The sequence below is a fragment of the Lysobacter sp. HA18 genome, assembly GCF_054057595.1.
The window spans coordinates 1,495,567-1,518,562 of sequence record NZ_JBSRZL010000001.1; the positions used below are offsets into that span (position 1 = coordinate 1,495,567).

The following is a 22,996-nucleotide window of genomic DNA, read 5'->3' on the forward strand; positions in this document are numbered from 1 at the left end:
GTCAGATCGAGCCGCCGCACTTGCCTTCGCCGCACTTGCCTTCGGCCATCTTCGCGTCGGCGACCTTCTTGTCGGCGGCCGGCTGCATCTTCGGCTTGGCGGCGTCAGCCTTCATTGCGTCGGCCTTCGCCTTGTCGGCACCGCACTTCATCTCGCCGCCTTTCATCTTGTCGGCGCCGCACTTCATTTCGGCGGCCTTCGAGTCGCTCTTCGGTGGCGCATCGGTCGCCGACAGCATGTAGCCCTGCGACAGCGGCGTCGACGCGAATGCCGTGCCGGCCAGCAGCAGCGAGCCGGTGAAGGTGGCGAGGGTAGGGGTCTTGAGGGAACGGGACATGGGGTGACCTCGTGTCGGGCGGGCGGACCGCGAGAAGCGCGATGCTAGCGCGGCGGGCTGTGGTCGGCAGCCGGAAGATCCGAGCGGCCGGACGGCGGTTCATCCGTCGTCAGACCTCAACTACGGCGATTTGCGGAACGTGGATGCACGCGACTCCAACGAAAACGGGCGACCGAGGCCGCCCGTCGCGCACATCCCGCAGACGTCAAAGCGTCGCGGTATTGCTTTCGTCCGCCTTCTCGCGCGGCGGCAGCGCTTCTTCGCCGCGCACGAGGAACCAGATGTTTTCGGCGATGTTGGTCGCGTGGTCGCCGATGCGCTCGATGTTCTTCGCCATGAAAAGCAGATGCGTGCAGGGCGTGATCGCGCGCGCGTCTTCCATCATGTAGGTGAGCAGTTCGCGGAAGAGGCCGGTGTAGGCGGTGTCGATCTCGGTGTCCGCGGCACGCACGCGCTGCGCTGCATCGGTATCGCTGTCGCGGTAGGCGGCGATGACGTCGCGGACCTGCTGCACGGCGAGCTTGCCGATCAGCTGCAGCCCGGCGACGTGCGGCAACGGCGGCGCGGTGTTGAGCGCCATCGAGCGCTTGGCCACGTTCGCAGCGTAGTCGCCGATGCGCTCGATGTCGGACGCGATGCGGATCGCCGCGAGGATCTCGCGCAGGTCGCGCGCCATCGGGCCGCGTAGCGCGAGCTTCATGACGTCGTGGCTGACTTCGTGCTCGATCGCGTCGATCGCTTCATCGTTCGCGATGATGCGCGCAGCGGCCTTGTCGTCGCGGCGCTGCACCACGTCGAGCGCGGCTTCCAGCTGCGACGCGGCCATCTCGCCCATGCGCAGGGTTTCGTCGAGCAAGCGCTTCTGCTCGGCGTCGTAGCTCTTGAGGATGTGGTCGTGCATGTGCGTGCCCCTGTCAGCCGAAGCGACCGGTGATGTAGTCCTCGGTCTGCTGCTTCGAGGGGTTGGAGAAAATTGTTTCGGTGGTGCCGTGCTCGACCAGCTCGCCCAGGTACATGAAGGCCGTGTAATCCGAGATGCGCGCGGCCTGCTGCATGTTGTGGGTGACGATCGCGATGGTGAAGTCGCGCTTGAGGTCGTCGACCAGTTGTTCGATGCGGCTGGTCGAAATCGGGTCAAGCGCGGACGTAGGTTCGTCGAGTAGCAATACGTCCGGACGCAGCGCCACGGCGCGCGCGATGCAGAGCCGCTGCTGCTGACCACCGGACAGGCCGAGCGCGCTCTGGCCCAGCTTGTCCTTCACTTCGTCCCACAGCGCCGACTGACGCAGCGCCTGCTCGACGCGATCCTTCATGTCGGCCTTCGACAGGCGTTCGTGATGGCGGATGCCGTACGCGACGTTCTCGAAGATCGTCATCGGGAACGGCACCGGCTTCTGGAACACCATGCCGACCTTGCTGCGCAAGCGATTGAGTGGGAAGCGCGGGTCGAGGATGTTTTCGCCGTCGAGCAGCACTTCGCCGCTTGCGTTGAGCTTCGGATACAGCGCGTAGATGCGGTTGAAGATGCGCAGCAGCGTCGACTTGCCGCAACCCGACGGCCCGATCAGCGCGGTGACGCGCTTCTCCGGAATCTCGAGGTTGATGTTCTTCAGCGCGTGGAACTTGTCGTAATGGAAGTCGAGCCCGCGCGCGGCGAGCTTGACCGGCGCGGCGGACGCCGCCGCTTGCGCGGTCGCCAGGTGGAAGCGGGGAGCGTCGTTCATGGCGAGATCCGGAGGCAGGGCGGCATTCATCAGTCGTGGGACACGCGGTTGCGGGCGACGATCGCGCGGGCGAGCAGGCTCACCGCGAGCACGAACAGCATCAGTACGAAGGCGCCGGCCCATGCAAGCGAATGCCAGGCGTCGTAGGGGCTCATCGCGTACTGGAAGATCACCACCGGCACGTTCGCCATCGGCGACGACACATCGGTGGACCAGTACTGGTTATTGAGCGCGGTGAAGAGCAGCGGCGCGGTCTCGCCGGAGATGCGTGCGAGCGCCAGCAGGATGCCGGTGATGATGCCGGGCAGCGACGAGCGATACAGCACCTGCACGATCACCTTCCACTGCGGGATGCCCAGCGACAGCGCCGCCTCGCGCATCTGCGTGGGCACCAGGCGCAACATCTCGTCGGTTGTGCGCACGACCACCGGCAACACGATGAAGGCGAGTGCGATGCCGCCTGCGAGCGCCGAGAAATGCCCCATGCGCGCAACGACCAGCGTGTACACGAAGAGGCCGAGCACGATCGACGGCGCCGACAGCAGGATGTCGTTGACGAAGCGCACCGCGTCGCCGATCCAGCTGCGGTTCGAATACTCCGCGAGGTAGGTGCCGGCGAGCACGCCGATCGGCGCACCCATCGCGATGCCGAGCACGCTCATCAGCGCGCTGCCGAAGAACGCATTGAGCAGGCCGCCTTCCTCACCCGGCGGCGGGGTCATCGCAGTGAACAACGCGCCATTGATCGACGCGATGCCGTTATGCAGAGTCGTCCACAGGATCCAGACCAGCCAGAACAGGCCGAACGCGGTGGCGAGGACCGCGAGCAGCTGCGCGACGACATTGGTCACGCGGCGGCGGGTATAGAGCGACAACATCAGGTGCCCTCCCGCTTGGACAGGCGACGGAGCATCAGTCGCGCCACCGACAGCACCACGAACGTCACCAGGAACAGCACGAAGCCCAGCGCGATCAGTGCCGAGCGGTACTGCTCGGAGTCGGCTTCGGCGAATTCGTTGGCGATGGTCGCGGCGATGGAATTGCCCGGCATCAGCAGCGACGTCGTGAGTTCATGGGCGTTGCCGAGCACGAACGTCACCGCCATCGTCTCGCCGAGCGCGCGACCGAGGCCGAGGAAGACGCCGCCAATCACCGCCGAGCGCGTGTACGGCAGCACGACGTCCCACACGACTTCCCAACGCGTCGACCCCAGCGCGTACGACGATTCCTTCAGGCGGTTCGGCACCGTCAGGAATACCTCGCGCATCACCGACGCGATGAACGGGATGATCATGATCGCGAGCACGAGGCCGGCGGTGAGCATGCCGAGACCGAGCGGCGGGCCCGCGAACAGCGCGCCGATCACCGGCAACGTGCCGAGGTGCGCGTCGATCCACGGATATACGTGCTCGCTCAGGTACGGCACGAGCACGAACAGGCCCCACATGCCGTAGATGATCGACGGGATGCCGGCGAGCAGTTCGATCGCGCTGCCGACCGGGCCTCGCAGCCACTTCGGTGCGATTTCGGTGAGGAACATTGCGACGCCGAAGCTCACCGGCACTGCGATGATCATCGCGATGAGCGCCGTCACGATGGTTCCGTAGATCGGGACCAGCGCACCGAAGTCCTGCCCGACCGGATCCCACGCACGCGACGTGAAGAAGTGAAGGCCGAACTTCTGGAACGTCGCGCGTCCACCCCAGGCCATGGACAGCGCGGCGGCCGCCAGCGACACCAGCACGAACATGCCGGCACCGGTGACGAGCCAGCGGAAGCCGCGGTCGGCCGCGGCGTCACGCGTGGTGGAATCGAGGGCAGGGGCGGGAATGGCGCTCATGTCACCGTGCGGAGGCGTGGATCAGGACGCGTCGTGCGTCGTGCAACGTCGGATGGAATCGCGTCGCTCGATGCACACGGGCATCAAGCGACGTGGCATCACTTGAACTGCGCGGTCCAGTACGTTTCGACCTGCGACACCAGCTCCGGCGGCAGCGGCACGTAGTTCAGCGACTGCGCGGTCTTGCCGCCGTCGTGCATCGCCCAGCGGAAGAAGTCGAGCGTCGCCTTCGAGCGCGCCGCGTCCTTCGGCTGCTTGTACATGAGGATGAAATTCGTCGCGGCGATCGGCCACGCCTGCGCGCCCGGTGCATTGGTAATCACCAGGTTGAAGTCCTGCGCGTTCTTCCAGTCGGCAGCTTCGGCAGCGGCCTGGAACGACGCGATGCTGGGCTGCACCCACTGACCCGCGGCGTTCTGCATCTGCGCATGGGCCATGCCGTTCTCGGCCGCATACGCAAGTTCGACGTATCCGATCGAACCCTTGATCTGCTTGACGTACGCAGCAACGCCTTCATTGCCCTTGCCGCCGATGCCGGTCGGCCAGTTCACCGACGTGCCTTCGCCGACCTTGGTCTTCCACTCCGGGCTGACCTTCGAGAGATAGTTGACGAAGTTGAACGTCGTGCCGGAACCGTCGGAACGCTTGACGACGTTGATCTTGATCGTGGGCAGCGCGACGCCGGGATTCAGCGCTGCGATCGCGGCGTCATTCCACATCGTGACCTTGCCGAGATAGATATCGGCGAGCACCGGACCGGTGAGCTTCAGCTGCCCGGCGGCGATGCCCGGCAGGTTCACGACCGGCACCACGCCACCGACGGCCGACGGAAACTGCCCGAGGCCCGCGGCCGCGAGTTCGTCCGACGCGAGCGGCTTGTCGCTGGAACCGAAGTCGACCGTGCCCGCCTTGATCTGCGCGATGCCGCCGCCAGAGCCGATCGACTGGTAATTGATCTTCGAGCCGGTTTTCTGGCTGTACTCGGCCGACCACTTCGACAGCAGCGGATAGATGAACGTCGCGCCGGCACCGGTGATCGTCGCTTCGGACGCGCTGCCTGCGGGCGTTGCGGCCGTGGTCGATGCATTCGGTGCCTTGTCGGCGGAGCCGCCGCCCGAGCAGGCGGTGAGGGCGATCGAAAGCGCGAGGGCGAGACCAAGGCGTGCGACGTTCATGGAAAGCTCCGCGAATACAGGCGCGCCGCCCCGATGGCGGCACCACGGCGCTATGAAATGATGTTTTTGTTACACGTCGATGACACAGCCGCCGCAACGCGAACGGGCCCCGTGAAGGGGCCCGTCCGGAGGAGCGAAGCGGCGGTGGATCAGTACTTCGCGTTGGTCGACCAGTAGGTCTCGATCTGCTGGACCAGCGCGTCCGGCAGCGGCACGTAGTCCAGCGCCTTGGCCGAGGTGTCACCATTCGTGTAGACCCAGCGGAAGAACTCCTGCGTGTTCTTCGAGCCGGCGGCGTTCTTCGGCTGGCGGTGCATGAGGATGAACGTGGTCGCCGTGATCGGCCACGACTGCGCGCCCGGCGCATTGGTCATCACCAGGTAGAAGTCCTTGGCGTTCGTCCAGTCGGCGCTGGCGGCGGCCGCAGCGAAGGTCTCGTCGCTCGGCAGCACGAAGTTGCCGGCGGCGTTCTTCATGCGCGAGTACGCCATCTTGTTCTGCAGCGCGTACGACAGCTCGACGTAACCGATCGCACCCGGAATCTGCTTGACGTATGCGGCGACGCCTTCGTTGCCCTTGCCACCGATGCCGACCGGCCACTGCACCATCGTGCCTTCGCCGGCCTTCTGCTTCCAGGTCGCGTTGACCTTCGACAGGTAGTTGGCGAAGTTGAAGGTGGTGCCCGAACCGTCCGAGCGGTGCACGACGGTGATCTTCTTCGCCGGCAGCTGCACGCCGCCGTTGAGCGCAGCGATCGCCGGGTCGTTCCACATCGTGATGTCGCCGAGGAAGATGCGGGCGAGGGTGTCGCCGTCGAGCTTCATCGCGCCGGACGCCACGCCCGGCACGTTGATCACCGGCACGACGCCGCCGATCACCGACGGGAACTGGATGAGGCCGGACTTGGCGAGGTCATCGGGCTTGAGCGGCATGTCGGTGGCGCCGAAGTCGACGGTGCCGGCCTTGGCCTGCGCGATGCCGCCACCCGAACCGATCGACTGGTAGTTCACCTGCTTGCCGGTGGCCTTCGCGTAATCGGACGACCACTTGGAGATGGCCGGATACACGAACGACGAGCCCGCGCCGGTGGCGTCGGCCGCGTGTGCGGCGAAGCAGGCGAGGGCCAGGGAAAGCGCGAGCGCGCGCGCATGCATGGAACGCGAGCTGAGGGACTTCAACACGGATGGACTCCTGGTCGGGGACGGGCATCGCCCGCCTGCGCGCATTCCATCGCGGAACGATGACATCGCCGTTGCACGTCGATGACATCTGCGTGACAGCGCACCAATAAAAAAGGAGGCGCAGCCTGCGCTGCGCCTCCAAAAGACTCGACCCTTGGAGAGAGTGTGACGCGGCGATTACCAGTAGAACTGGAAGCGCGCCTCGATGATGTCCGGGTTGTCATCGACCACGCGGTTGAACGTGGCGTTGTTGTACGCCGGGTTCGCCGAGTACGTCGCGCTGGTCTTGCCGATGTAACGCGAGCTGTCGACCTTGACGTAGTTCAGCATGAACTTGAAGTTCGAATGCCAGTACCAGTTGGCGCCGATCGTCCACGCGTTCTGCTCGCCGCCCAGCACGCCGTTGATGGTCGGGGCCGCCGTCGGCGTTGCGCCGGCGACGATCGAACCATCGTCGAGATCGATGTGGTCGTAGCGCAGGCCGAGCTGGAACATGCCGGTCGACGGGTTGTCCGGCAGCGGCGTGGTCGGCACGCCCGCCTTGTAACCGAACTTCTCGCCGGTGATGTTCCACACGCCCTGGATGTAATAGCCGCCCGCGTCGTAGGTGTTGCCGGGCTGCGCCGCGAATCCGGTGTCGTAACGGTCGACGGCCGCCTTCATGTACTCGGCCTGCACCTTGAACGGGCCAGTGGCGTACATGCCTTCGAGCCCGACCACCGAAATGCGGTCGGCGTTGCGCATGCCGGTCGCGCCGGTGTCGACCAGTCGCGTACCCGCGAGGTCGGCCAGCGGACGTGCGCGCAGGCGCAGCGTGTCGGTATCGGTGTCGTAGTTCACGTACGACAGGCCGAGATGCAGGATCTGGCCGTTCGCGTTGATCGGCGCCCACGTACCGCGCAGGCCGTAGCCGTTGCCGTGCGCGAGATTACGGGTCAGTTCGCGCTCGAAGTACGAGCCCGTCAGCGACCAGTTCGTGTCGCCGTAGCTGAACGCGCCGCCGAGACGGCGAGCCACCGCGAAGGTGTTCGTGATCGAGGACTTAGCGATGAAGTCATTGTTCTTGGTCGACGACAGTTCTTCCAGGCTGTTCGGCTGCTTGAACTGGCCGATCTGGATGTACTTGTTGGCGTCGCCGCCGAGCTTGTACTTCGCGTTGAGGTCGAGGAACTTGTTGGCGCGGGCGTCGTAGCCCAGCACCCACTCGTAGTTGCCCGGGCCCTTGCCCTTCAGCACGAGTTCGGCGCGACGCATGTCGAAATCGTCGCCGCCGTCGTTGTTGTTGGCGTTGAGAATGGCGATGTCGTCGCTGTACCAATTGGCGTCGGCCTGCACGAGGCCCTCGAAGCTGACCTCCGAGTCGTGGATGACGTCGATAGCGACTTCGGCGTGCGCGGCTGGCGCAGCGAGCGCGGCCAGCAGGGCGAGGGCGAGCGTGTTACGCGAGAGTTTCATGACGGGTCCTGGGAAGGAGGAGCGCCGCGAAGGCTAGGGCGTGAAGATTGCGTAAATGTGACAGTTCCGCGGCCGGCGCCGCGAGCGTGTCATCGAGCGCGTCGGGGACGCGTCGGAGCGACTTCCAGCGGCGGTGCCTTGCCGGGCGTTTTATCCGGGAAATGGCAGAGGTCGCGCACGATGCAGCGCGGGCAGTCGGGCACACGCGCCTTGCAGACATAGCGGCCGTGCAGCAGCAGCCAGTGGTGTGCGTGTTGCAGGTATTTGTTCGGCACGACGCGCAGCAGCTCGTCCTCGACGATGCGGACGTCGGCGCCGGGCGCGAGTCCCGTGCGGTTCGATACGCGATAGATGTGCGTATCGACCGCGAGCGTCGTTTCGCCGAACGCGGTATTGAGCACCACGTTCGCCGTCTTGCGGCCGACGCCCGGCAGCGCTTCCAGCGCCTCGCGATCGCGCGGCACCTCGCCACCGTGCTGCTCGAGCAGCTGGTGCGCCATCGCGACGACGTTGTTCGCCTTCGTGCGATTGAAGTTGATCCCGGCGAGGTAGGGCGCCAGCCCTTCGACGCCGAGCCTCGCGATCGCCTTCGGCGTGTTCGCGACCGGAAACAACTGGCGCGTCGCCTTGTTCACGCCGATGTCCGTCATCTGCGCGGACAGCGCGACGGCGACGAGCAGTTCGTAAGGCGTCGAGTATTCGAGTTCGGTGGTCGGTGCGGGATTGGTTTCGCTGAGGCGCGCGAACAGCTCGTCGATCTCACGCGGCGTCATGCGTTTGGACGGCGCGACGCGATCGCTGCCGCCGAGCAGTCGTGTGCTTCGCGGCTTACGCGTCGACGCATCGTCGATCGCGGCTACACCGCGCGTGAGTTTCGTTGCGGCCTTCTTCGCTGCGAAGCCCGTCTTCTTTTCGCGTGATGGCGTGCCCGTCGCGACCGCAGTGCGAACTTTCGTCACGACCTTCTTCTTCACGGCCGGCATAGCGGACTTCGCCGTCGCAGGAACGATCTTCTTGACCGCCGTCCGCGCCGACAACGGCTTCGCGCCCGACGCAGAGCGCCCGGTCCCGCGCGTCCGACTCACTGGCTCGGTCCCTTCGCACGAGCGAGCGCTCGTTGCAGCGCAGCTGCGGCCGCGGGGGGTAGGGCAGGCGTTGGTGCTGCGGCAGTCATTGCCGGCGTGCGCGCATTGCGCGCGACTTCGCGTTCGGCCGCACGTCGTGCGAGCCGCTGTTCCCGCGCCCGGAAACGTTCCCGTGCAGCGAGTGCGAATCGACGCTCATCGCGTATGGCGATCATTCGCGCGGTGCACTCCGCGCAACAACCAACGCACGCGTCCACCGCAAGCAACCCCGCATCGAGCGCGCCATCAAGATCGTTCACGCGAAGGCGCGACACGATCATGTGCACCGGCGTCACCGCGGTGCAGCCGCACTCGGGGCAACGCGTATCGATCACGTGCCGCTGAAGGTCGGCTTGCGGCGCTCGAGAAACGCCGATGTGCCTTCGCGCATGTCCTGCGTCGCGAACATCAGGCCGAATTGCGCGGCCTCGTATTCCAGGCCTTCCTCGATGCCGCATTCGCCACCGACGTTGATGCAGTCGAGCGCGCCACGCACCGCGAGCGGCGCGGAGTTCGCGAGCTGCTGCGCGATGGCCATCGTCTGCGCTTCGAGTTCGGCCGCCGGAACCACGCGGTTGACGATGCCGAGTTCGCGCGCACGCTGTGCATCGATCGGTGCACCGAGCAGGCAGAGTTCGAGCGTGGCCGCGCGGCCTGCAAGTCGCAGAAGTCGCTGCGTGCCACCAAAGCCGGGGATCAGTCCCAGATTGATCTCCGGCTGACCGACGCGCGCGGTATCTGCGGCGATTCGCAGATGGCAGCACATCGCGAGCTCCAGACCGCCGCCCAGCGCGAATCCGTTCACCATTGCGATGACGGGCTTCGGGCATTTTTCGACGCGACGCATCATCCGCTGGCCGCGTTGCGAGAAGTCGCGGCCCTGCACCGGCGTCAACGTGTTCATCTCCGCGATGTCCGCGCCGGCCACGAAGGCCTTCGGCCCCGCGCCCGTGAGCACGATCGCGCGCACGGAGGCAGCATCGATGGCTTCGGCAAATGCGACGTCTAATGCATCCAAAGTCGCTGCATTGAGCGCATTGAGCTTGTCCGGGCGATTCACGGTGATGATGCGGACCGCCTCGCGGTCGGCGACGGTCACCGGCGGTGCGCTGCTGCTGTCGGTCATGGCGAGCCTGAATGGAATCGGGGAAAACGCGCCCGGGGAGATCCTGCGGAACTCGAGCGGCGGGGCGCGGTCAGAGGGTTCGGTGTCAGTGGCGGTTAAGCCCTGCCCTCAGTATCCTAGCGCGCCACTCGGGGCTGTCGACCGGTACGCGGCATAAGGGTTGTTCAACGCCGCTGCGCACGAAGCGCACCCGGCTTCCCCATACCGGAGGTTTCACCCGATGAAGTTTCGTCTGATTGCCGTCGCTGCAGCGGCGTTCGTAGTTGCCGCGGGCGCTGCGTCCGCGCAGGACGTCACGTCCGACAAGGGCAAGCTCAGCTACGCCCTTGGTTTCAAGACCGGCGCTGATGCCGCCGAACTGACCGATCGCGGCGAAGCGCTCGACGTCAACTCGATGATCAAGGGCCTGCAGGACGCCTACGCGAAGAAGCAGCCGTCCGTTCCGGTCGATCAGCTCCAGAAGGTTCTGCAGGACATGCAGACGCGCCAGGTCGCGAAGTCGAAGGCCGAGTGGGACAAGGCGTCGTCGCAGAACAAGACCAAGAGCGATGCGTACATCGCGTCGAACAAGGCCAAGGCCGGCGTGAAGGTTCTCCCGAGCGGCGTGCAGTACCGCGTGATCGAGAACGGCACCGGTGCGAAGCCGACGATGGCCAACACCGTGCAGCTCGAAGTCGCAGGCCCGTATGCATGGGGCGAGCGTCCGGCGCAGGCGCGTCCGGCGCAGTCGATCCCGTCGATCAAGGTCAGCCAGATCGAAATGCCGGCGATGCGTGAAGTGATCCAGCAGATGCCGGTCGGTTCGAAGTGGGAAGTCACGCTGCCGGCCGACAAGGCCTACGGCGCCGACCCGCGCACCGGTTTCCCGCCGAACGTGGCGGTGGTGTTCGAGATCAAGCTCGTCAGCTCCAAGTAAGTCGAACCGCAAGGTTCTCCGAACGCCGGCCTCGCGCCGGCGTTCGTGTTTCCAGAGCTTGGCGTCTGAGAGAATCACCCCATGAATTCCCAGTTCCGTGCGGTCCTCAGCCCCTGTGTCGGCGTCTGCGAGATGCGCGACGACGGGCTGTGCGCGGGCTGCCTGCGTACGCTCGACGAGATCGCGCGCTGGGGCACGATGGGCGACGACGAGCGCCTGCGCGTCATGGACGCCGTGCTGCCCGCCCGCGAGGCCGACCGCGCGAATGGTTGATGCGGATCTCACGCACCTGCGTCGCGCGCTGCATCCGCTCGATGCACCACCGCGTGGCGCGTGCTGGAACCTCGTCGATCTAGATGGCCTGCTCGACACGCGCGTGATGCGCGATGCCGCCGTGCTCGTCGGGCTCGTCCCGCGCGATGACGGATTGCACGTGCTGCTGACGCGTCGCAACGACGACCTGCGCCAGCATCCGGGGCAGGTGAGTTTTCCCGGTGGCGCGCTGGATCCCGAGGATGCGGATTCGGTCGCTGGCGCACTGCGCGAAACGTATGAGGAAGTAGGCATTCCCGCTGCGCAGATCACCCCACTCGGCTTCCTCGATCCACTCGCGACGATTACCGGGTTTCGCGTGGTGCCGGTGGTCGCGCTGATCGATCCGTCTTACATCGCGCATCCGGATCCGGCAGAGGTCGCCGCGGTGTTCGAAGTTCCGCTCGCCTATCTGATGGATCCAGACAACCGCGTCGAACGCCGCTTCGAGGTGCAGGGCCGCAGCCGCGTCGTCTGGGAGTACCGTTATCCCGACCAGCGCATCTGGGGCGCCACCGCCTCGATGCTGCTCAACCTGCACGACCGGCTGGAGACACATCGATGACATGGACGACATTGATCGACGCGCGCACGCTCAGCCGCGCGATCGAAGCACACGAACGGCCGCTTGCGATCGTCGATACGCGCGTGGACCTCGCCGATCGCGGTGCGGGCGCACGGCGCTTCGCCGAAGGCCACGTGCCCGGCGCGCGACGTGCGTCCCTCGAAACCGAGTTGTCGGGCCCGCATTACCCGGGCGCAGGCCGGCACCCATGGCCGTCGGACGAAGCCTTCGCTACGACGCTCGGCCGCCTGGGCATCACGCCCGTGCATCAGGTCGTCGTCTACGACGACGCGCAGGGCGCGCTGGCCGCGGCGCGGCTGTGGTTCATGCTCAAGGCATGGGGACACGACGCCGTCACGGTGCTCGATGGTGGATGGTCGGCGTGGCGCGCGGCGGACGGCAGAGTCGAGACGGGCGATGTCGACGAGTCGGACATCGGCCCGTATGCAGGCGCGTTCGATCACACGCGACTGCTCGGTACCGCGGACGTCGAAGCCGCGCTTGATGCAGGGGCGCCCGTCGTCGATGCACGCGCCGCCGAGCGTTATCGCGGCGACATCGAACCGCTCGATCGCAAGGCGGGACACATCCCCGGTGCGCTCAACCGCCCGTTCGCGACGAATCTCGCCGACGGACGCTTCCGTCCCGCGCGTGAACTGCGCGCCGAATTCGAAGCGCTGCTCGATGGACGCGCGCCCGAAACACTGGTGGCCAGCTGCGGGTCGGGCGTCACCGCCTGCCATCACCTGCTCGCGATGGAGCACGCTGGCCTGCACGGCGCGCGTCTGTACACGGGTTCGTGGAGCGGCTGGATCGAGGACGACGCGCGTCTGGTCGCGACCGGCTGATCAGCGCGATTTGCCGAGGCGTTCCAGCACCGCGCGCAACGCCGCCTGCGTGTCCGGCGAATACCACGACGTAACGAAGCGATCGAGTTCGATGTTGCGCGGATGCAATGCGTCGACCGCGTCCGCGCGCGCGATGGCGCGCGTTTCAAGCACGGGCTGACGCGGTAGTGCGGAAAGCGCGCGCACCCAGTCGACCGCGCGCTGCGCCGTGTCGTCGACCGTGGCCACCTCGTCGATCAATCCGATCGCATGCGCTTCATCGGTCGTCGGCATCAGCCCGCCGACCAGCAGGCGCTCTGCGCGATGCGCACCCACTACGCGACGCAGCAGGCGCTGGATGCCTTCCGGCGCGACGAGCCCGACCTGCGTCTCGTTGAGCCCGATGCGGAATGGTTTCGCCGGATCGGGCGAGCGCGCCATGACGCGGTAGTCGCAACACAGAGCCAGCACGCAGCCACCTGCAGGCGCGTGACCGGCAAGTCCCGCTGCGATCGGAATCGTGCTTCCGACGAGTGCGCGCGCGGCGCCGAAGAAGGCTTCCCATGCATGCATGAGCCCGGCACGGTCGTCGCCCAGGGACATCAGGTATGGGACGTCAAGCCCGGCGGAGAACACGGACGGGCCGCCCGTCAGCGCGATCCCACGCGCGCCGTGCTGCGCGGCATGCGCCACGGCGTCACGCAACTCACCGCAGAGCTCGGGATCGAGCGCATTGACCGGCGCGCGCGCGAGCCGGATCTCGAGGATGTCGCCGTGTTCCTGCGTCTGTACCCGTGCCATGGCTCGCCTCCGAAGACCGTGCCGCAGGTTAACCGGCCGCCGGACGGCCCGCCACGGCGCGGCCGCCGCTTCCTACAATGCGCGCATGAATCGATCCGCCCTCGCGCTCTCCGCGCTACTCGCCATTCCCTTCGTCGCGTTCGCCCGTGGTGCGAAGCCCGCCCCATGCATGCCGACCGTGCGCGATGCATGGGTTCGCATGACGCCGATGATGCCGATGGGCGCGGGTTTCTTCGTGCTCGACAACCGTTGCAAGACAGTGGTGGTGCTGACGGGTGCGACGTCCAGGATCTTCGGCGATGTTTCGATGCACGAAACGCGGGTCGAAGCCGGCGTCAGCAAGATGCGTCCCTTGCCGCGCGTCGAACTTGCGCCGGATGCGCATGTCGCGTTCGCGCCGGGCGGGCGGCACCTCATGATGATGTCGCCGACGGGCGAGTTGCGCGCCGGCGGGAAAGTTCGCGTCGAACTGAAGTTCGCGGACGGGCGTGTACTGCCCGTCGACTTCGACGTCCGCAGCGCGGCGCCTTAACTGCAGGCGTCGCGCACGCCGGCGGGAAGCGGGGCGGAGCGCCCCGTGGTGCGATCGATCCACACCATCACGACGTTGCCGTCGCAATAGAGCGCGCGCGGCTCCTTCGCATCGACGATGCGATGACCGATGGTGACGCTGCTGCCGCCGAGTCGTTCGACGAACAGCTCGATCACGACATCGCCTGGCCATTCGATCGGGCGTCGATAGTTGAGGTTCGACGCCGCGACGACCGGCGCGACGTTCTCGTCGAGTCCCATGCCCGGCACGCTGAGCATCCAGCGCAGGCGCGCTTCTTCGAGGTAACTCAGGTACTTCGAGTTGTTGACGTGGTTGAACGCGTCGAGATCGCGCCAGCGCACCGACAGCGGAACGCGGATGAGCTCGCCGGGACGCAGGCTGTCCTGCTTCATCGGCGCGGTTGATTCGGACGCCCCGGTTTCCGGCGTTGGTGCTTGCGCCTCGGCGGCGGGCGACGCTTCACGCGGCTCAGCGTGCTTCGCGACCTCGGGCGATTTCTCGTCGCGCGGCTGACGTCGCTGGCGACCGCCTTGCGGCCTCTGCTGCGTCGTTGTTTCGCGCTGCTCGGCCGGCGCGTTTGCGGTCGCGCCCGGTTGCGGCGTAGCAGGCTCGGCCGTCAGCTGCGTGCTGCTCAACGCCGCGGCTGCTGCCTCTACGGTTGCGGCGTGCGTGACGCGCACATCGGCCGCAACTTCAACCGATCCACCATCCGCATCAAGCGCAATCACCGCCGCCGCTCCCTGTTTCGCCTTCGCCGCACGCTTCGCCGGCGCGCGCTTACGCGGTGCACGGGCTCGACGCGGCTTCTTGTCGGAGGAGGGCGGAGGCGGTTGGTCGGTCATCGCGATGCAGTCTTGCGCTTGCGGCTGGGCTTCGCCGCAGGCGCGACAGCTTGATCGCGTTGGAGCAATGGCGCAAGGAATCGGCCGGTATGCGAATGCGACATCGCCGCGATCTGCTCGGGCGTACCACAACCGAGGATCGTGCCACCGCGATGTCCACCTTCGGGTCCGAGATCGATCACCCAGTCCGCCGTCTTGATTACATCGAGGTTGTGCTCGATGACGACGACGGTATTGCCTTCATCTCGCAGGCGATGCAGCACGCCGAGCAACTGCTCGATGTCGGCGAAGTGCAGGCCGGTGGTGGGCTCATCGAGGATGTAGAGCGTGCGGCCGGTGTCGCGACGCGACAGCTCGCGCGAGAGCTTCACGCGCTGCGCTTCGCCGCCCGAAAGCGTGGTCGCCGACTGGCCGAGCTTGATGTAGCTCAGGCCGACGTCCATCAACGTTTCGAGCTTGCGCGAAATCGACGGAATCGCCTCGAACAACGGCAACGCATCTTCGACGGTCATCTCGAGCACGTCGTTGATGTTGTAGCCCTTGTAGCGGATCTCCAGCGTTTCGCGGTTGTAGCGCTTGCCGCCGCAGACGTCGCAGGGCACGTACACGTCCGGCAGGAAGTGCATCTCGACCTTGATCAGGCCGTCGCCCTGACACGCCTCGCAGCGGCCGCCTTTGACGTTGAAGCTGAAGCGACCGGGCGCGTAACCGCGCGCACGTGATTCCGGCACCTGCGCGAACAGCTCGCGCAGCGGCGTGAATAGGCCCGTGTATGTCGCAGGATTGCTGCGCGGCGTACGGCCGATCGGCGACTGGTCGATATCGACGACCTTGTCCCACAACTCGATGTTGTCGTAGTTGTCGTAGGCCGACGGCGACATCGACGCGCCATTGAGTTCGTTCGCGGCGATCGCGTACAGCGTGTCGTTGATCAGCGTCGACTTGCCCGAGCCCGACACGCCAGTGACGCACGTGAGCAGGCCGGCCGGAATCTCGACATCCACATCGCGCAGGTTGTTTCCCTTCGCGCCCTTCAGCCGGAACATCATCGACTTGTCGGGCTTGTGCCGATTCGCCGGCACTTCGATCCTGCGCGCGCCGCTGAGGAACTGGCCGGTCACCGACGCCGGGTTCGACATCACGTCCTGCGGCGTGCCCTGCGCGACGATCGCGCCGCCGTGCACGCCCGCGCCGGGGCCGATGTCGACCACGTAATCGGCGAGACGGATCGCGTCCTCGTCGTGCTCGACCACGATCACCGTATTGCCGAGTTCGCGCAGGCGCGTCAGCGTTCCGAGCAGTCGCTCGTTGTCGCGCTGGTGCAGGCCGATCGACGGCTCGTCGAGAACGTACATCACGCCGACCAGGCCCGCGCCGATCTGCGACGCCAGTCGAATGCGCTGCGCTTCGCCGCCGGACAGCGTGTCCGCCTTGCGCTCGAGCGTGAGGTAGTCGAGACCAACGTCAATGAGGAACGTCAGGCGTTCGGCGATTTCCTTGACGATCTTTCCGGCGATCTCACCGCGCCAGCCCGGCAGCGAAAGATCGTGGAAAAAGCGCAGTGCCTCGTCGATCGGCAACACGACGATATGCGCGACGTTGTGCTCGCCGACGAACACGTTGCGCGCCGCGCGATTGAGCCGCGCGCCGCCGCACTCGGAGCACGGGCGATCACTGATGTACTTGGACAACTCCTCGCGCACCGCTTGCGATTCGGTCTCGCGATAGCGCCGCTCGAGGTTCGGAATCACGCCTTCGAAGCGGTGCCGGCGCTGGTAGCGTCCGCCCGAGTCATTGACGTACGTGAAAGTGACCGCTTCCGTGCCGCTGCCGAACAGCACCGCGTTCTTCGCCTTGTCCGCGAGCTGGTTCCACGGCATGTCCACGTTGAAGTCGTAGTGCCGCGCCAGCGACTGCACGAGCTGGAAGTAGTACGTATTGCGACGATCCCAGCCGCGCACGGCACCGGCCGACAGCGACAGGTCGGGATGCACGACGACGCGCGACGGATCGAAGAACTGGCTCACGCCGAGTCCGTCGCAGGTCGGGCAGGCGCCCACAGGCGAGTTGAACGAGAACAGGCGCGGCTCGAGTTCCGGAAGCGAGTAATCGCAGACCGGGCAGCTGAACTTCGACGAGAACAGCAGCGGCGCAGCCTTGTCGTCGTCCAGCGATTGCACGATCGCCATGCCGTCGCCGAGCTTGATCGCGGTCTCGAACGATTCCGCGAGGCGCTGCTTGAGGTCTTCGCGCGGCCGAAAGCGATCGATCACCGCTTCGATCGTGTGCTTGCTGCGCAGCGAAAGCTTCGGCACCTCGTCGATCTCGTGCAGCACGCCGTTGACGCGCACGCGCACGAAACCCTGCGCCCGCAGTTGGTCGAAGATCTGCGCGTGCTCGCCCTTGCGCTCGCGTACGACCGGCGTCAGCAGCATGTAGCGCTGCTCGGGATCGAGCGCTATGGCCTGGTCGACCATCTGGCTGATGGTCTGCGCTTCGAGCGGAAAGCCGTGGTCCGGGCAGCGCGGAATACCGACGCGTGCGAACAGCAGGCGCAGGTAGTCGTAAATCTCGGTGATCGTGCCGACGGTCGATCGCGGGTTGTGCGAGGTCGACTTCTGCTCGATCGAGATTGCCGGCGACAGACCCTCGATGTGGTCGACGTCCGGCTTCTCCATCACCGACAGGAACTGCCGGGCGTAGGCGGACAAGGACTCGACGTAGCGGCGCTGGCCCTCGGCGTAGATCGTGTCGAACGCGAGCGACGACTTGCCCGAGCCCGACAGGCCGGTGATGACGATCAGCTTGTCGCGGGGCAGGTCGAGGTCGACGTTCTTCAGGTTGTGCGTCCGCGCGCCACGCACGCGGATGAATTCCATCGCCATCTTCGGAAAATCTCGGGCTGGGGGAGCGCCGTCGAACGGCGAACAGGAGAGCGTATCGGGACCGGAGCCCCCGGACAATTTGGTCCGACGCGCTTGACCCGCACGTGAGCGGGCGCGAGGGACGCGGATTGCCTGAACAGGGGAGAGTGCCTGCCCGCCGTCTCGCCCGGTGAGACCGGCGTCGCGGGTTCGCGGGAGCGGGTTCGGTTGCGCTAACCCGTTGAGTCGCCTAGAATTCCGCTTCTGTCCGCTTGGGGTTCGGCGGCAGGACCACAATAACTACAGAGGAAGTCTGGTCATGTACGCAGTACTGGTCACTGGCGGTAAGCAGTACCGGGTGATGGAAGGCGAGACGCTTCGCGTCGAGCTGCTTGAGGCCGAGGCCGACAGCGAAATCACCTTCGACAACATCCTGATGCTGGGCGGTAGCGACGGCGTGACGCTGGGCGATGCGCTGAAGGGCGCGACGGTCCGTGCGAAGGTCGTCGGCCACGGCCGCGCCGACAAGATCAAGATCGTGAAGTTCCGTCGCCGCAAGCACCACCGCAAGCAGATGGGTCACCGTCAGCACTACACCGAAATCCAGATCACCGGCATTGCCGGTGGCAGCAAGAAGTAAGGAGAAGGCGCCATGGCACATAAAAAGGGCGTAGGTTCCACCCGTAACGGCCGCGACTCGAACCCGAAGTACCTCGGCGTGAAGGTGTTCGGCGGTCAGGCGATCGAAGCCGGCAACATCATCGTGCGTCAGCGCGGCACCCAGTTCCATCCGGGTCCGGGCGTCGGCCTCGGCCGTGACCACACGCTGTTCGCGCTCGTCGACGGCAAGGTGGAGTTCTCGGTCAAGGGTGCGGCACAGCGCCGCACCGTCAGCGTCGTCGACGCCGCGTAAGCGGATCACGATGCAGCGACGAGCCCCGCTTCGGCGGGGCTTTTCGTTTGCGGGGATGGCGCATATCGCGCGCTTTCCGCCGTCTTTCATTCACAATGCCGGCCCGGCTTCGCGCCGGTCCATGCAGGTCATTCAATGAAGCTCGTCGACGAAGCCGAAATCCAGGTCATCGCAGGCAACGGCGGTAACGGCTGCGTCGGGTTCCGTCGCGAGAAGTTCATCCCGCTCGGCGGCCCGGACGGCGGCGACGGCGGCGAAGGCGGCAGCGTCTGGCTGGTCGCCGACGAGAACCTCAACACGCTCGTCGATTTCCGCCACCAGCGCATGTTCAAGGCGCAACGCGGCGAGAACGGCATGGGCCGCCAGATGTACGGCAAGGCCGGCGACGACCTGGTCGTGACCGTGCCGGTCGGCACCGTGATCACCAACGTCGAGACCGATGAAATCATCGGCGACCTGACGCGCCACGGCGAACGACTGCTCGTCGCGCAGGGCGGCAAGGGCGGCCTCGGCAACATGCATTTCAAGAGTTCGGTAAACCGCACGCCTCGCAAGGCGCTGCCGGGTTTGCCGGGCGAGCAGCGCGTGCTGAAGCTCGAGCTGAAACTGCTGGCGGACGTCGGCCTGCTTGGTTTCCCGAACGCGGGCAAGAGCACCTTCATTCGCGCGGTTTCGGCGGCGACGCCGAAGGTGGCGGACTATCCGTTCACGACGCTGTATCCGAACCTCGGCGTCGTCAGCGTCGAAGCGCATCGCAGCTTCGTCATCGCCGACATTCCGGGCCTGATCGAAGGTGCGGCGGACGGTGCGGGTTTGGGCGCGCAGTTCCTGCGCCATCTGCAGCGCACGCGACTGCTGTTGCACCTCGTGGACATCGCACCGATGGAAGGCGGCGTCGAAGGTGTCACGCCGGCGGAGCAGGTGCGTGCGATCGAACACGAGCTCGGCAAGCACGATCCCGAGCTGCTCGCAAAGCCGCGTTGGCTGGTGCTCAACAAGGCCGACCTGCTGCTCGACGAAGAGCGCGACGAACTCGTCCGCGAAATCATCGCCGAGCTCGGCTGGAAAGAGCGTTCGTACGTGGTGTCCGCGATCGGTCGCGAAGGCACGTGGCCGATCATGAAGGATGTCATGGCGTTCTTCGATCGCCAGCGCGAGGACGCGCAGGCGGAACGCGATGCCGCCGGCCCGCTTGCCGACGACGCCTCGCTTTAAGCGACGACGTCGGAATCACTCGATGTCCAGCGCGAATCGCCGCGGTAGCGCAATCAACGTCGTTGTGGGCGTCGATGGCGACTACGCTGCGTCGAACACGTTGACGCGCGAATCGCAGGCACAAAAAAACCCGGCCGAAGCCGGGTTTCTTCGTCGACCCGTCAAGTGCTTAGGCAGCAGCCTTGAGCGCCTTGATGCGGGCGTTGAGGCGGCTCTTGTGGCGAGCAGCCTTGTTCTTGTGGATCAGGCCGCGCGAGCTGAAACGATCGAGCAGCGGCTGGGCCGACGCGAAAGCGGCTTCGGCGCCAGCGGCGTCGTTCGCGTGAAGGGCCTTGAGCACCTTCTTGACGGACGTACGGAGCATCGAGCGCTGGCTGGCGTTGCGCATGTTGCGCACGACGGTCTGCTTGGCGCGCTTCTTGGCGGACTTGATGTTGGCCACGGCTGTTTCCTGGAAGTCTTGATGGAGCGGCTGTCCGGGAGACAGCACGATAGGGAGGGAAAAGTGGGTACAGCTAGACCGGAAAGTATGGCGGTTTCAATGGGTTGCGTCAACGTGGCGTGGAGACGCGCGGCATGACGAAGCCCAGGATGATCCGCGGGCTGCTCTCGTTCAGCAGCATGACCATGGTCAGCCGCGTGTTCGGCCTGATCCGCGACATCACGATCAGCTCGGTGTTCGGCGTCTCCGCCGCGACCGACGCATTCATGATCGCGTTCCGCGTCCCGAACTTCATGCGGCGCCTGTTCGCCGAGGGTTCGTTCTCGACCGCCTTCGTCCCGGTCTTCACCGAGGTGAAGGAGACCCGATCGCATGCCGAGCTCAAGGAACTGACCTCGCGGGTCGCCGGCACGCTGGCGGGCATCCTGATGCTCATCACCGCGCTCGGGCTGGTCTTCACCCCGCAGGTCGCATGGCTGTTCAACCTCGGCGAATCGGGCATCGCGCCGGGCAAGTACGAACTGACGATCGAGCTGCTCCGGCTCACCTTCCCGTTCATCCTGTTCGTATCGCTTACGGCGCTTGCGGGCGGCGCACTCAACGCCTTCCACCGCTTCGGCATCCCTGCGTTGACGCCGGTCATCCTCAACCTGTGCATGATCGCTGCGGCCCTGTGGCTGGCGCCGCACCTGCAGGTTCCGATCAAGGCGCTGGCGTGGGCGGTGCTGTTCGCAGGCATCCTGCAGCTGCTCTTCCAGCTGCCGTCGCTCGCGAAGCTCGACCTGCTGACCGTGCCGAAGTGGGGCTGGTCGCACCCGGGCGTGCGTAAGGTGGTGACGCTGATGGTGCCGACGCTGTTCGGCGCCTCGGTCGCGCAGATCAACCTGCTGTTCGACACCGTGGTCGCCGCGCGCCTGTTCGTCGGATCGCAGACGTGGCTGTCGCTGGCGGATCGCTTCCTCGAATTGCCGCTCGGCGTGTTCGGCGTCGCGCTCGGCACCGTGATCCTGCCGTCGCTGTCGGGCCATCATGTGCGGGCGGATCGCGCCGGTTTTTCGCGCGCGTTCGACTGGGGCCTGCGCGCGACGATGCTGATCTCGCTGCCCGCGGCGGCCGGCCTGATGATGCTGTCGAAAGCGCTGGTCGCGACCGTTTTCCAGCACGGCCATTTCAACGCCTTCGACACCGGCATGACCGCGATGTCGGTGTTCGGCCTGAGCTTCGGCCTGCCGTCGTTCGCGCTGCTCAAGATCGTGCTTCCCGCGTTCTACGCACGCCAGGACACGCGGACGCCGGTGCGCGCGGGCGTCGCCGCGCTGATCGCGAACATGGTGTTCAGCGCGATCCTCATCGCGATCCTCTATGCGATGTGGACGACGCCGGAAGCTCGCGCCAAGGGTCTCGTCTTCGCACTCGCAACCACGCCGGGCCTGCATCTCGCGCTTGGCCTCGCCAGCACGATCGCTAGCTACCTCAACCTCGGCCTGCTGTGGTTCTGGCTGCGCCGCTCCGGCGTTTACGACCGCCAGCCCGGCTGGTGGTCGTTCGTGGCACGCGTCGGTCTGGCCTGTGCCGTGATGGCCGCTGCCGTCGCGCTCGGCCTGCACCTGCTGCCCGACTTCACGATGGCCTCGACACGCGCACGGATCGTCAACCTGGTCGCGCTCGTCGCGGGCGGCGGGCTGGTCTACGTGGCCACGCTGCTCGCGCTCGGCTTCCGGCCGCGCGATTTCCGCGAACACTGAGGCCGGGCGCGACCGGCCGGCTGGCTATACTTCGACGGATGAGCAGGCTGTTTCGAGACGTCGACCGCGGGGTTCTTGTCCCGCAGGGAAGCGTGGTCTGCATCGGCGCATTCGACGGCCTGCACCTGGGGCATCAGGCGCTGGTGCGCCGCGCCGTTTCGCGTGCGCGCGAGCTCGGCGTGTCCGCGGTGGCGGTGACGTTCGAACCGCTGCCGCGCGAGTTCTTCGCGCGCGACGTCGCTCCGGCGCGATTGATGTCGGCGCGTTCGCGCATCGATGCGCTCTACGCGATGGGCATCGACGACGTCGTTCTGCTGCGCTTCGACGCACGCCTGAGCGCGATGTCGGCCGAGGATTTCATCCGCACGGTGCTGGTCGACGCGCTGCGGTCGCGCGAAGTCTGGGTCGGCCCCGATTTCCGTTTCGGCCGCGGGCGTGCTGGCGATCTCGCGCTGCTGCAGGACGCCGGCGCGCGTTTCGGCTTCGAAGCACATTCGATCGAGCTCGTCGATGCTGGCGCGACGCGCGTCTCGAGCACGCGCATCCGCGAAGCGCTGGCGGACGGTCGCTTCGACGATGCTGCGGTCGCGCTTGGTCGTCCGTACCTGATCGAAAGCCGCGTGGTGCGCGGCAAGCAACTCGGTCGCACGCTCGGCTATCCGACCGCGAACCTGCGGCTGCCGCAGGGCAGGCCGCCGCTTTCCGGCATTTTCGCCACGCGCGTGCACGGCCTCGGGCCGGTTCCGCTCGCCTCCGTGTCGAGTCTCGGCACACGCCCGACCGTCGGCGGAGTTGAGCCGCTGCTGGAAACCCATATCTTTGATTTCGATGCGGACCTGTACACGCGCCGCATCGGCATCGAATTTGTCGCCAAACTGCGCGACGAGCTCAAGTTCGACGGACTTCCCGCCCTGGTCGCGCAGATGGATCGCGATGCGGCCCAGGCGCGCGAAATCCTGTCTCCCACGCATACCCGACGGACCGCCTGACCCGTGACCGACCGCGAGACCCCCGAAGCCAACCCGTACAAGGCGACGCT

Annotated in this window: 23 protein-coding genes and 1 pseudogene; 9 read left to right on the forward strand and 15 right to left on the reverse strand. The window is 66.2% G+C overall.

Translation table 11 applies throughout. From position 1 onward, the window contains the following. Position 1: 1 nt before the first annotated feature. The 11 genes from ACVWWW_RS07595 to ACVWWW_RS07645 all read right to left on the reverse strand — a co-directional run bounded on the left by ACVWWW_RS07595 (position 2) and on the right by ACVWWW_RS07645 (position 9,962). Positions 2 to 337, reverse strand: a complete 336-nt coding sequence (locus tag ACVWWW_RS07595) for an HvfA family oxazolone/thioamide-modified RiPP metallophore (protein WP_051235081.1) — start codon at positions 335 to 337, stop codon at positions 2 to 4. A gap of 205 nt (positions 338 to 542) precedes the next feature. After that, complete coding sequence (gene phoU, locus ACVWWW_RS07600) at positions 543 to 1,238, reverse strand: phosphate signaling complex protein PhoU (protein ID WP_027082879.1); 696 nt, start codon at positions 1,236 to 1,238, stop codon at positions 543 to 545. A 13-nt stretch (positions 1,239 to 1,251) separates the two neighbouring features. Then, complete coding sequence (pstB, locus tag ACVWWW_RS07605) at positions 1,252 to 2,061, reverse strand: phosphate ABC transporter ATP-binding protein PstB (protein ID WP_036142482.1); 810 nt, start codon at positions 2,059 to 2,061, stop codon at positions 1,252 to 1,254. Positions 2,062 to 2,090: 29 nt separating this feature from the next. Then, positions 2,091 to 2,939: a phosphate ABC transporter permease PstA gene (gene pstA, locus ACVWWW_RS07610; RefSeq protein ID WP_027082881.1), complete on the reverse strand. Its 849-nt coding sequence runs from the start codon at positions 2,937 to 2,939 to the stop codon at positions 2,091 to 2,093. Then, positions 2,939 to 3,901 (reverse strand): phosphate ABC transporter permease subunit PstC, encoded by a 963-nt coding sequence (gene pstC / locus ACVWWW_RS07615; protein ID WP_036141898.1) that lies wholly within the window; start codon positions 3,899 to 3,901, stop codon positions 2,939 to 2,941. Before pstC ends, pstA begins: the two co-directional genes overlap by 1 nt. 98 nt (positions 3,902 to 3,999) lie before the next feature. Continuing rightward, positions 4,000 to 5,076, reverse strand: a complete 1,077-nt coding sequence (gene pstS, locus ACVWWW_RS07620; protein ID WP_027082883.1) for a phosphate ABC transporter substrate-binding protein PstS — start codon at positions 5,074 to 5,076, stop codon at positions 4,000 to 4,002. Between the two features lie 149 nt (positions 5,077 to 5,225). Then, the gene (gene pstS, locus ACVWWW_RS07625; RefSeq protein ID WP_155914417.1) at positions 5,226 to 6,230 is read right to left on the reverse strand and encodes a phosphate ABC transporter substrate-binding protein PstS; all 1,005 of its coding nucleotides are present in this window, start codon (positions 6,228 to 6,230) and stop codon (positions 5,226 to 5,228) included. A 204-nt stretch (positions 6,231 to 6,434) separates the two neighbouring features. Then, the gene (locus ACVWWW_RS07630) at positions 6,435 to 7,712 is read right to left on the reverse strand and encodes a porin (RefSeq protein WP_027082885.1); all 1,278 of its coding nucleotides are present in this window, start codon (positions 7,710 to 7,712) and stop codon (positions 6,435 to 6,437) included. Between the two features lie 89 nt (positions 7,713 to 7,801). Beyond that, positions 7,802 to 8,485 carry an endonuclease III gene (nth, locus tag ACVWWW_RS07635; protein ID WP_051235432.1) on the reverse strand — a complete coding sequence of 228 codons (684 nt, stop codon included), beginning with the start codon at positions 8,483 to 8,485 and terminating at the stop codon, positions 7,802 to 7,804. Positions 8,486 to 8,793: 308 nt separating this feature from the next. Continuing rightward, positions 8,794 to 9,117, reverse strand: a complete 324-nt coding sequence (locus ACVWWW_RS07640) for a hypothetical protein (RefSeq protein WP_081672227.1) — start codon at positions 9,115 to 9,117, stop codon at positions 8,794 to 8,796. A 50-nt stretch (positions 9,118 to 9,167) separates the two neighbouring features. Beyond that, on the reverse strand, positions 9,168 to 9,962 hold the full coding sequence (locus tag ACVWWW_RS07645; RefSeq protein ID WP_036141901.1) for an enoyl-CoA hydratase-related protein: 795 nt from the start codon (positions 9,960 to 9,962) through the stop codon (positions 9,168 to 9,170). A gap of 220 nt (positions 9,963 to 10,182) precedes the next feature. Here ACVWWW_RS07645 and ACVWWW_RS07650 point away from each other — a divergent pair, with 220 nt between their 5' ends. From ACVWWW_RS07650 to ACVWWW_RS07660, 3 genes and pseudogenes are all read left to right on the forward strand, one after another. Further along, positions 10,183 to 10,878, forward strand: a complete 696-nt coding sequence (locus ACVWWW_RS07650; protein ID WP_027082887.1) for an FKBP-type peptidyl-prolyl cis-trans isomerase N-terminal domain-containing protein — start codon at positions 10,183 to 10,185, stop codon at positions 10,876 to 10,878. Positions 10,879 to 10,959: 81 nt separating this feature from the next. Continuing rightward, a pseudogene (locus ACVWWW_RS07655) lies at positions 10,960 to 11,755 on the forward strand (CoA pyrophosphatase). Continuing rightward, on the forward strand, positions 11,752 to 12,603 hold the full coding sequence (locus tag ACVWWW_RS07660; RefSeq protein WP_027082888.1) for a sulfurtransferase: 852 nt from the start codon (positions 11,752 to 11,754) through the stop codon (positions 12,601 to 12,603). Before ACVWWW_RS07655 ends, ACVWWW_RS07660 begins: the two are co-directional and overlap by 4 nt. Here the strand turns inward: ACVWWW_RS07660 and ACVWWW_RS07665 are convergent, their stop codons facing one another. After that, the gene (locus ACVWWW_RS07665) at positions 12,604 to 13,383 is read right to left on the reverse strand and encodes an enoyl-CoA hydratase/isomerase family protein (RefSeq protein WP_027082889.1); all 780 of its coding nucleotides are present in this window, start codon (positions 13,381 to 13,383) and stop codon (positions 12,604 to 12,606) included. Between the two features lie 85 nt (positions 13,384 to 13,468). Here ACVWWW_RS07665 and ACVWWW_RS07670 point away from each other — a divergent pair, with 85 nt between their 5' ends. Then, positions 13,469 to 13,915 (forward strand): copper chaperone PCu(A)C, encoded by a 447-nt coding sequence (locus ACVWWW_RS07670; protein ID WP_081672061.1) that lies wholly within the window; start codon positions 13,469 to 13,471, stop codon positions 13,913 to 13,915. Here the strand turns inward: ACVWWW_RS07670 and ACVWWW_RS07675 are convergent. Next, complete coding sequence (locus ACVWWW_RS07675; RefSeq protein WP_027082890.1) at positions 13,912 to 14,328, reverse strand: acyl-CoA thioesterase; 417 nt, start codon at positions 14,326 to 14,328, stop codon at positions 13,912 to 13,914. The genes ACVWWW_RS07670 and ACVWWW_RS07675 overlap by 4 nt on opposite strands. 446 nt (positions 14,329 to 14,774) lie before the next feature. Next, positions 14,775 to 17,663, reverse strand: a complete 2,889-nt coding sequence (uvrA, locus tag ACVWWW_RS07680; protein ID WP_081672063.1) for an excinuclease ABC subunit UvrA — start codon at positions 17,661 to 17,663, stop codon at positions 14,775 to 14,777. Positions 17,664 to 17,961: 298 nt separating this feature from the next. On the opposite strand from uvrA, the gene rplU reads away from it, so the two are divergent. The 3 genes from rplU to cgtA all read left to right on the forward strand — a co-directional run bounded on the left by rplU (position 17,962) and on the right by cgtA (position 19,770). Further along, positions 17,962 to 18,282, forward strand: coding sequence for a 50S ribosomal protein L21 (gene rplU, locus ACVWWW_RS07685; protein WP_027082891.1), 321 nt, complete (start codon positions 17,962 to 17,964; stop codon positions 18,280 to 18,282). 12 nt (positions 18,283 to 18,294) lie between these two features. Then, the gene (gene rpmA, locus ACVWWW_RS07690; RefSeq protein ID WP_027082892.1) at positions 18,295 to 18,555 is read left to right on the forward strand and encodes a 50S ribosomal protein L27; all 261 of its coding nucleotides are present in this window, start codon (positions 18,295 to 18,297) and stop codon (positions 18,553 to 18,555) included. 135 nt (positions 18,556 to 18,690) lie between these two features. Continuing rightward, a complete protein-coding gene (gene cgtA, locus ACVWWW_RS07695) occupies positions 18,691 to 19,770 on the forward strand; it encodes an Obg family GTPase CgtA (RefSeq protein WP_027082893.1) in 1,080 nt (359 codons plus the stop codon). A 169-nt stretch (positions 19,771 to 19,939) separates the two neighbouring features. Here the strand turns inward: cgtA and rpsT are convergent, their stop codons facing one another. After that, positions 19,940 to 20,212 carry a 30S ribosomal protein S20 gene (gene rpsT, locus ACVWWW_RS07700; protein ID WP_027082894.1) on the reverse strand — a complete coding sequence of 91 codons (273 nt, stop codon included), beginning with the start codon at positions 20,210 to 20,212 and terminating at the stop codon, positions 19,940 to 19,942. Positions 20,213 to 20,361: 149 nt separating this feature from the next. On the opposite strand from rpsT, the gene murJ reads away from it, so the two are divergent. After that, positions 20,362 to 21,957, forward strand: coding sequence for a murein biosynthesis integral membrane protein MurJ (gene murJ, locus ACVWWW_RS07705; RefSeq protein WP_027082895.1), 1,596 nt, complete (start codon positions 20,362 to 20,364; stop codon positions 21,955 to 21,957). Between the two features lie 38 nt (positions 21,958 to 21,995). Next, positions 21,996 to 22,946 (forward strand): bifunctional riboflavin kinase/FAD synthetase, encoded by a 951-nt coding sequence (locus tag ACVWWW_RS07710; protein WP_081672065.1) that lies wholly within the window; start codon positions 21,996 to 21,998, stop codon positions 22,944 to 22,946. Positions 22,947 to 22,996: the final 50 nt, after the last annotated feature.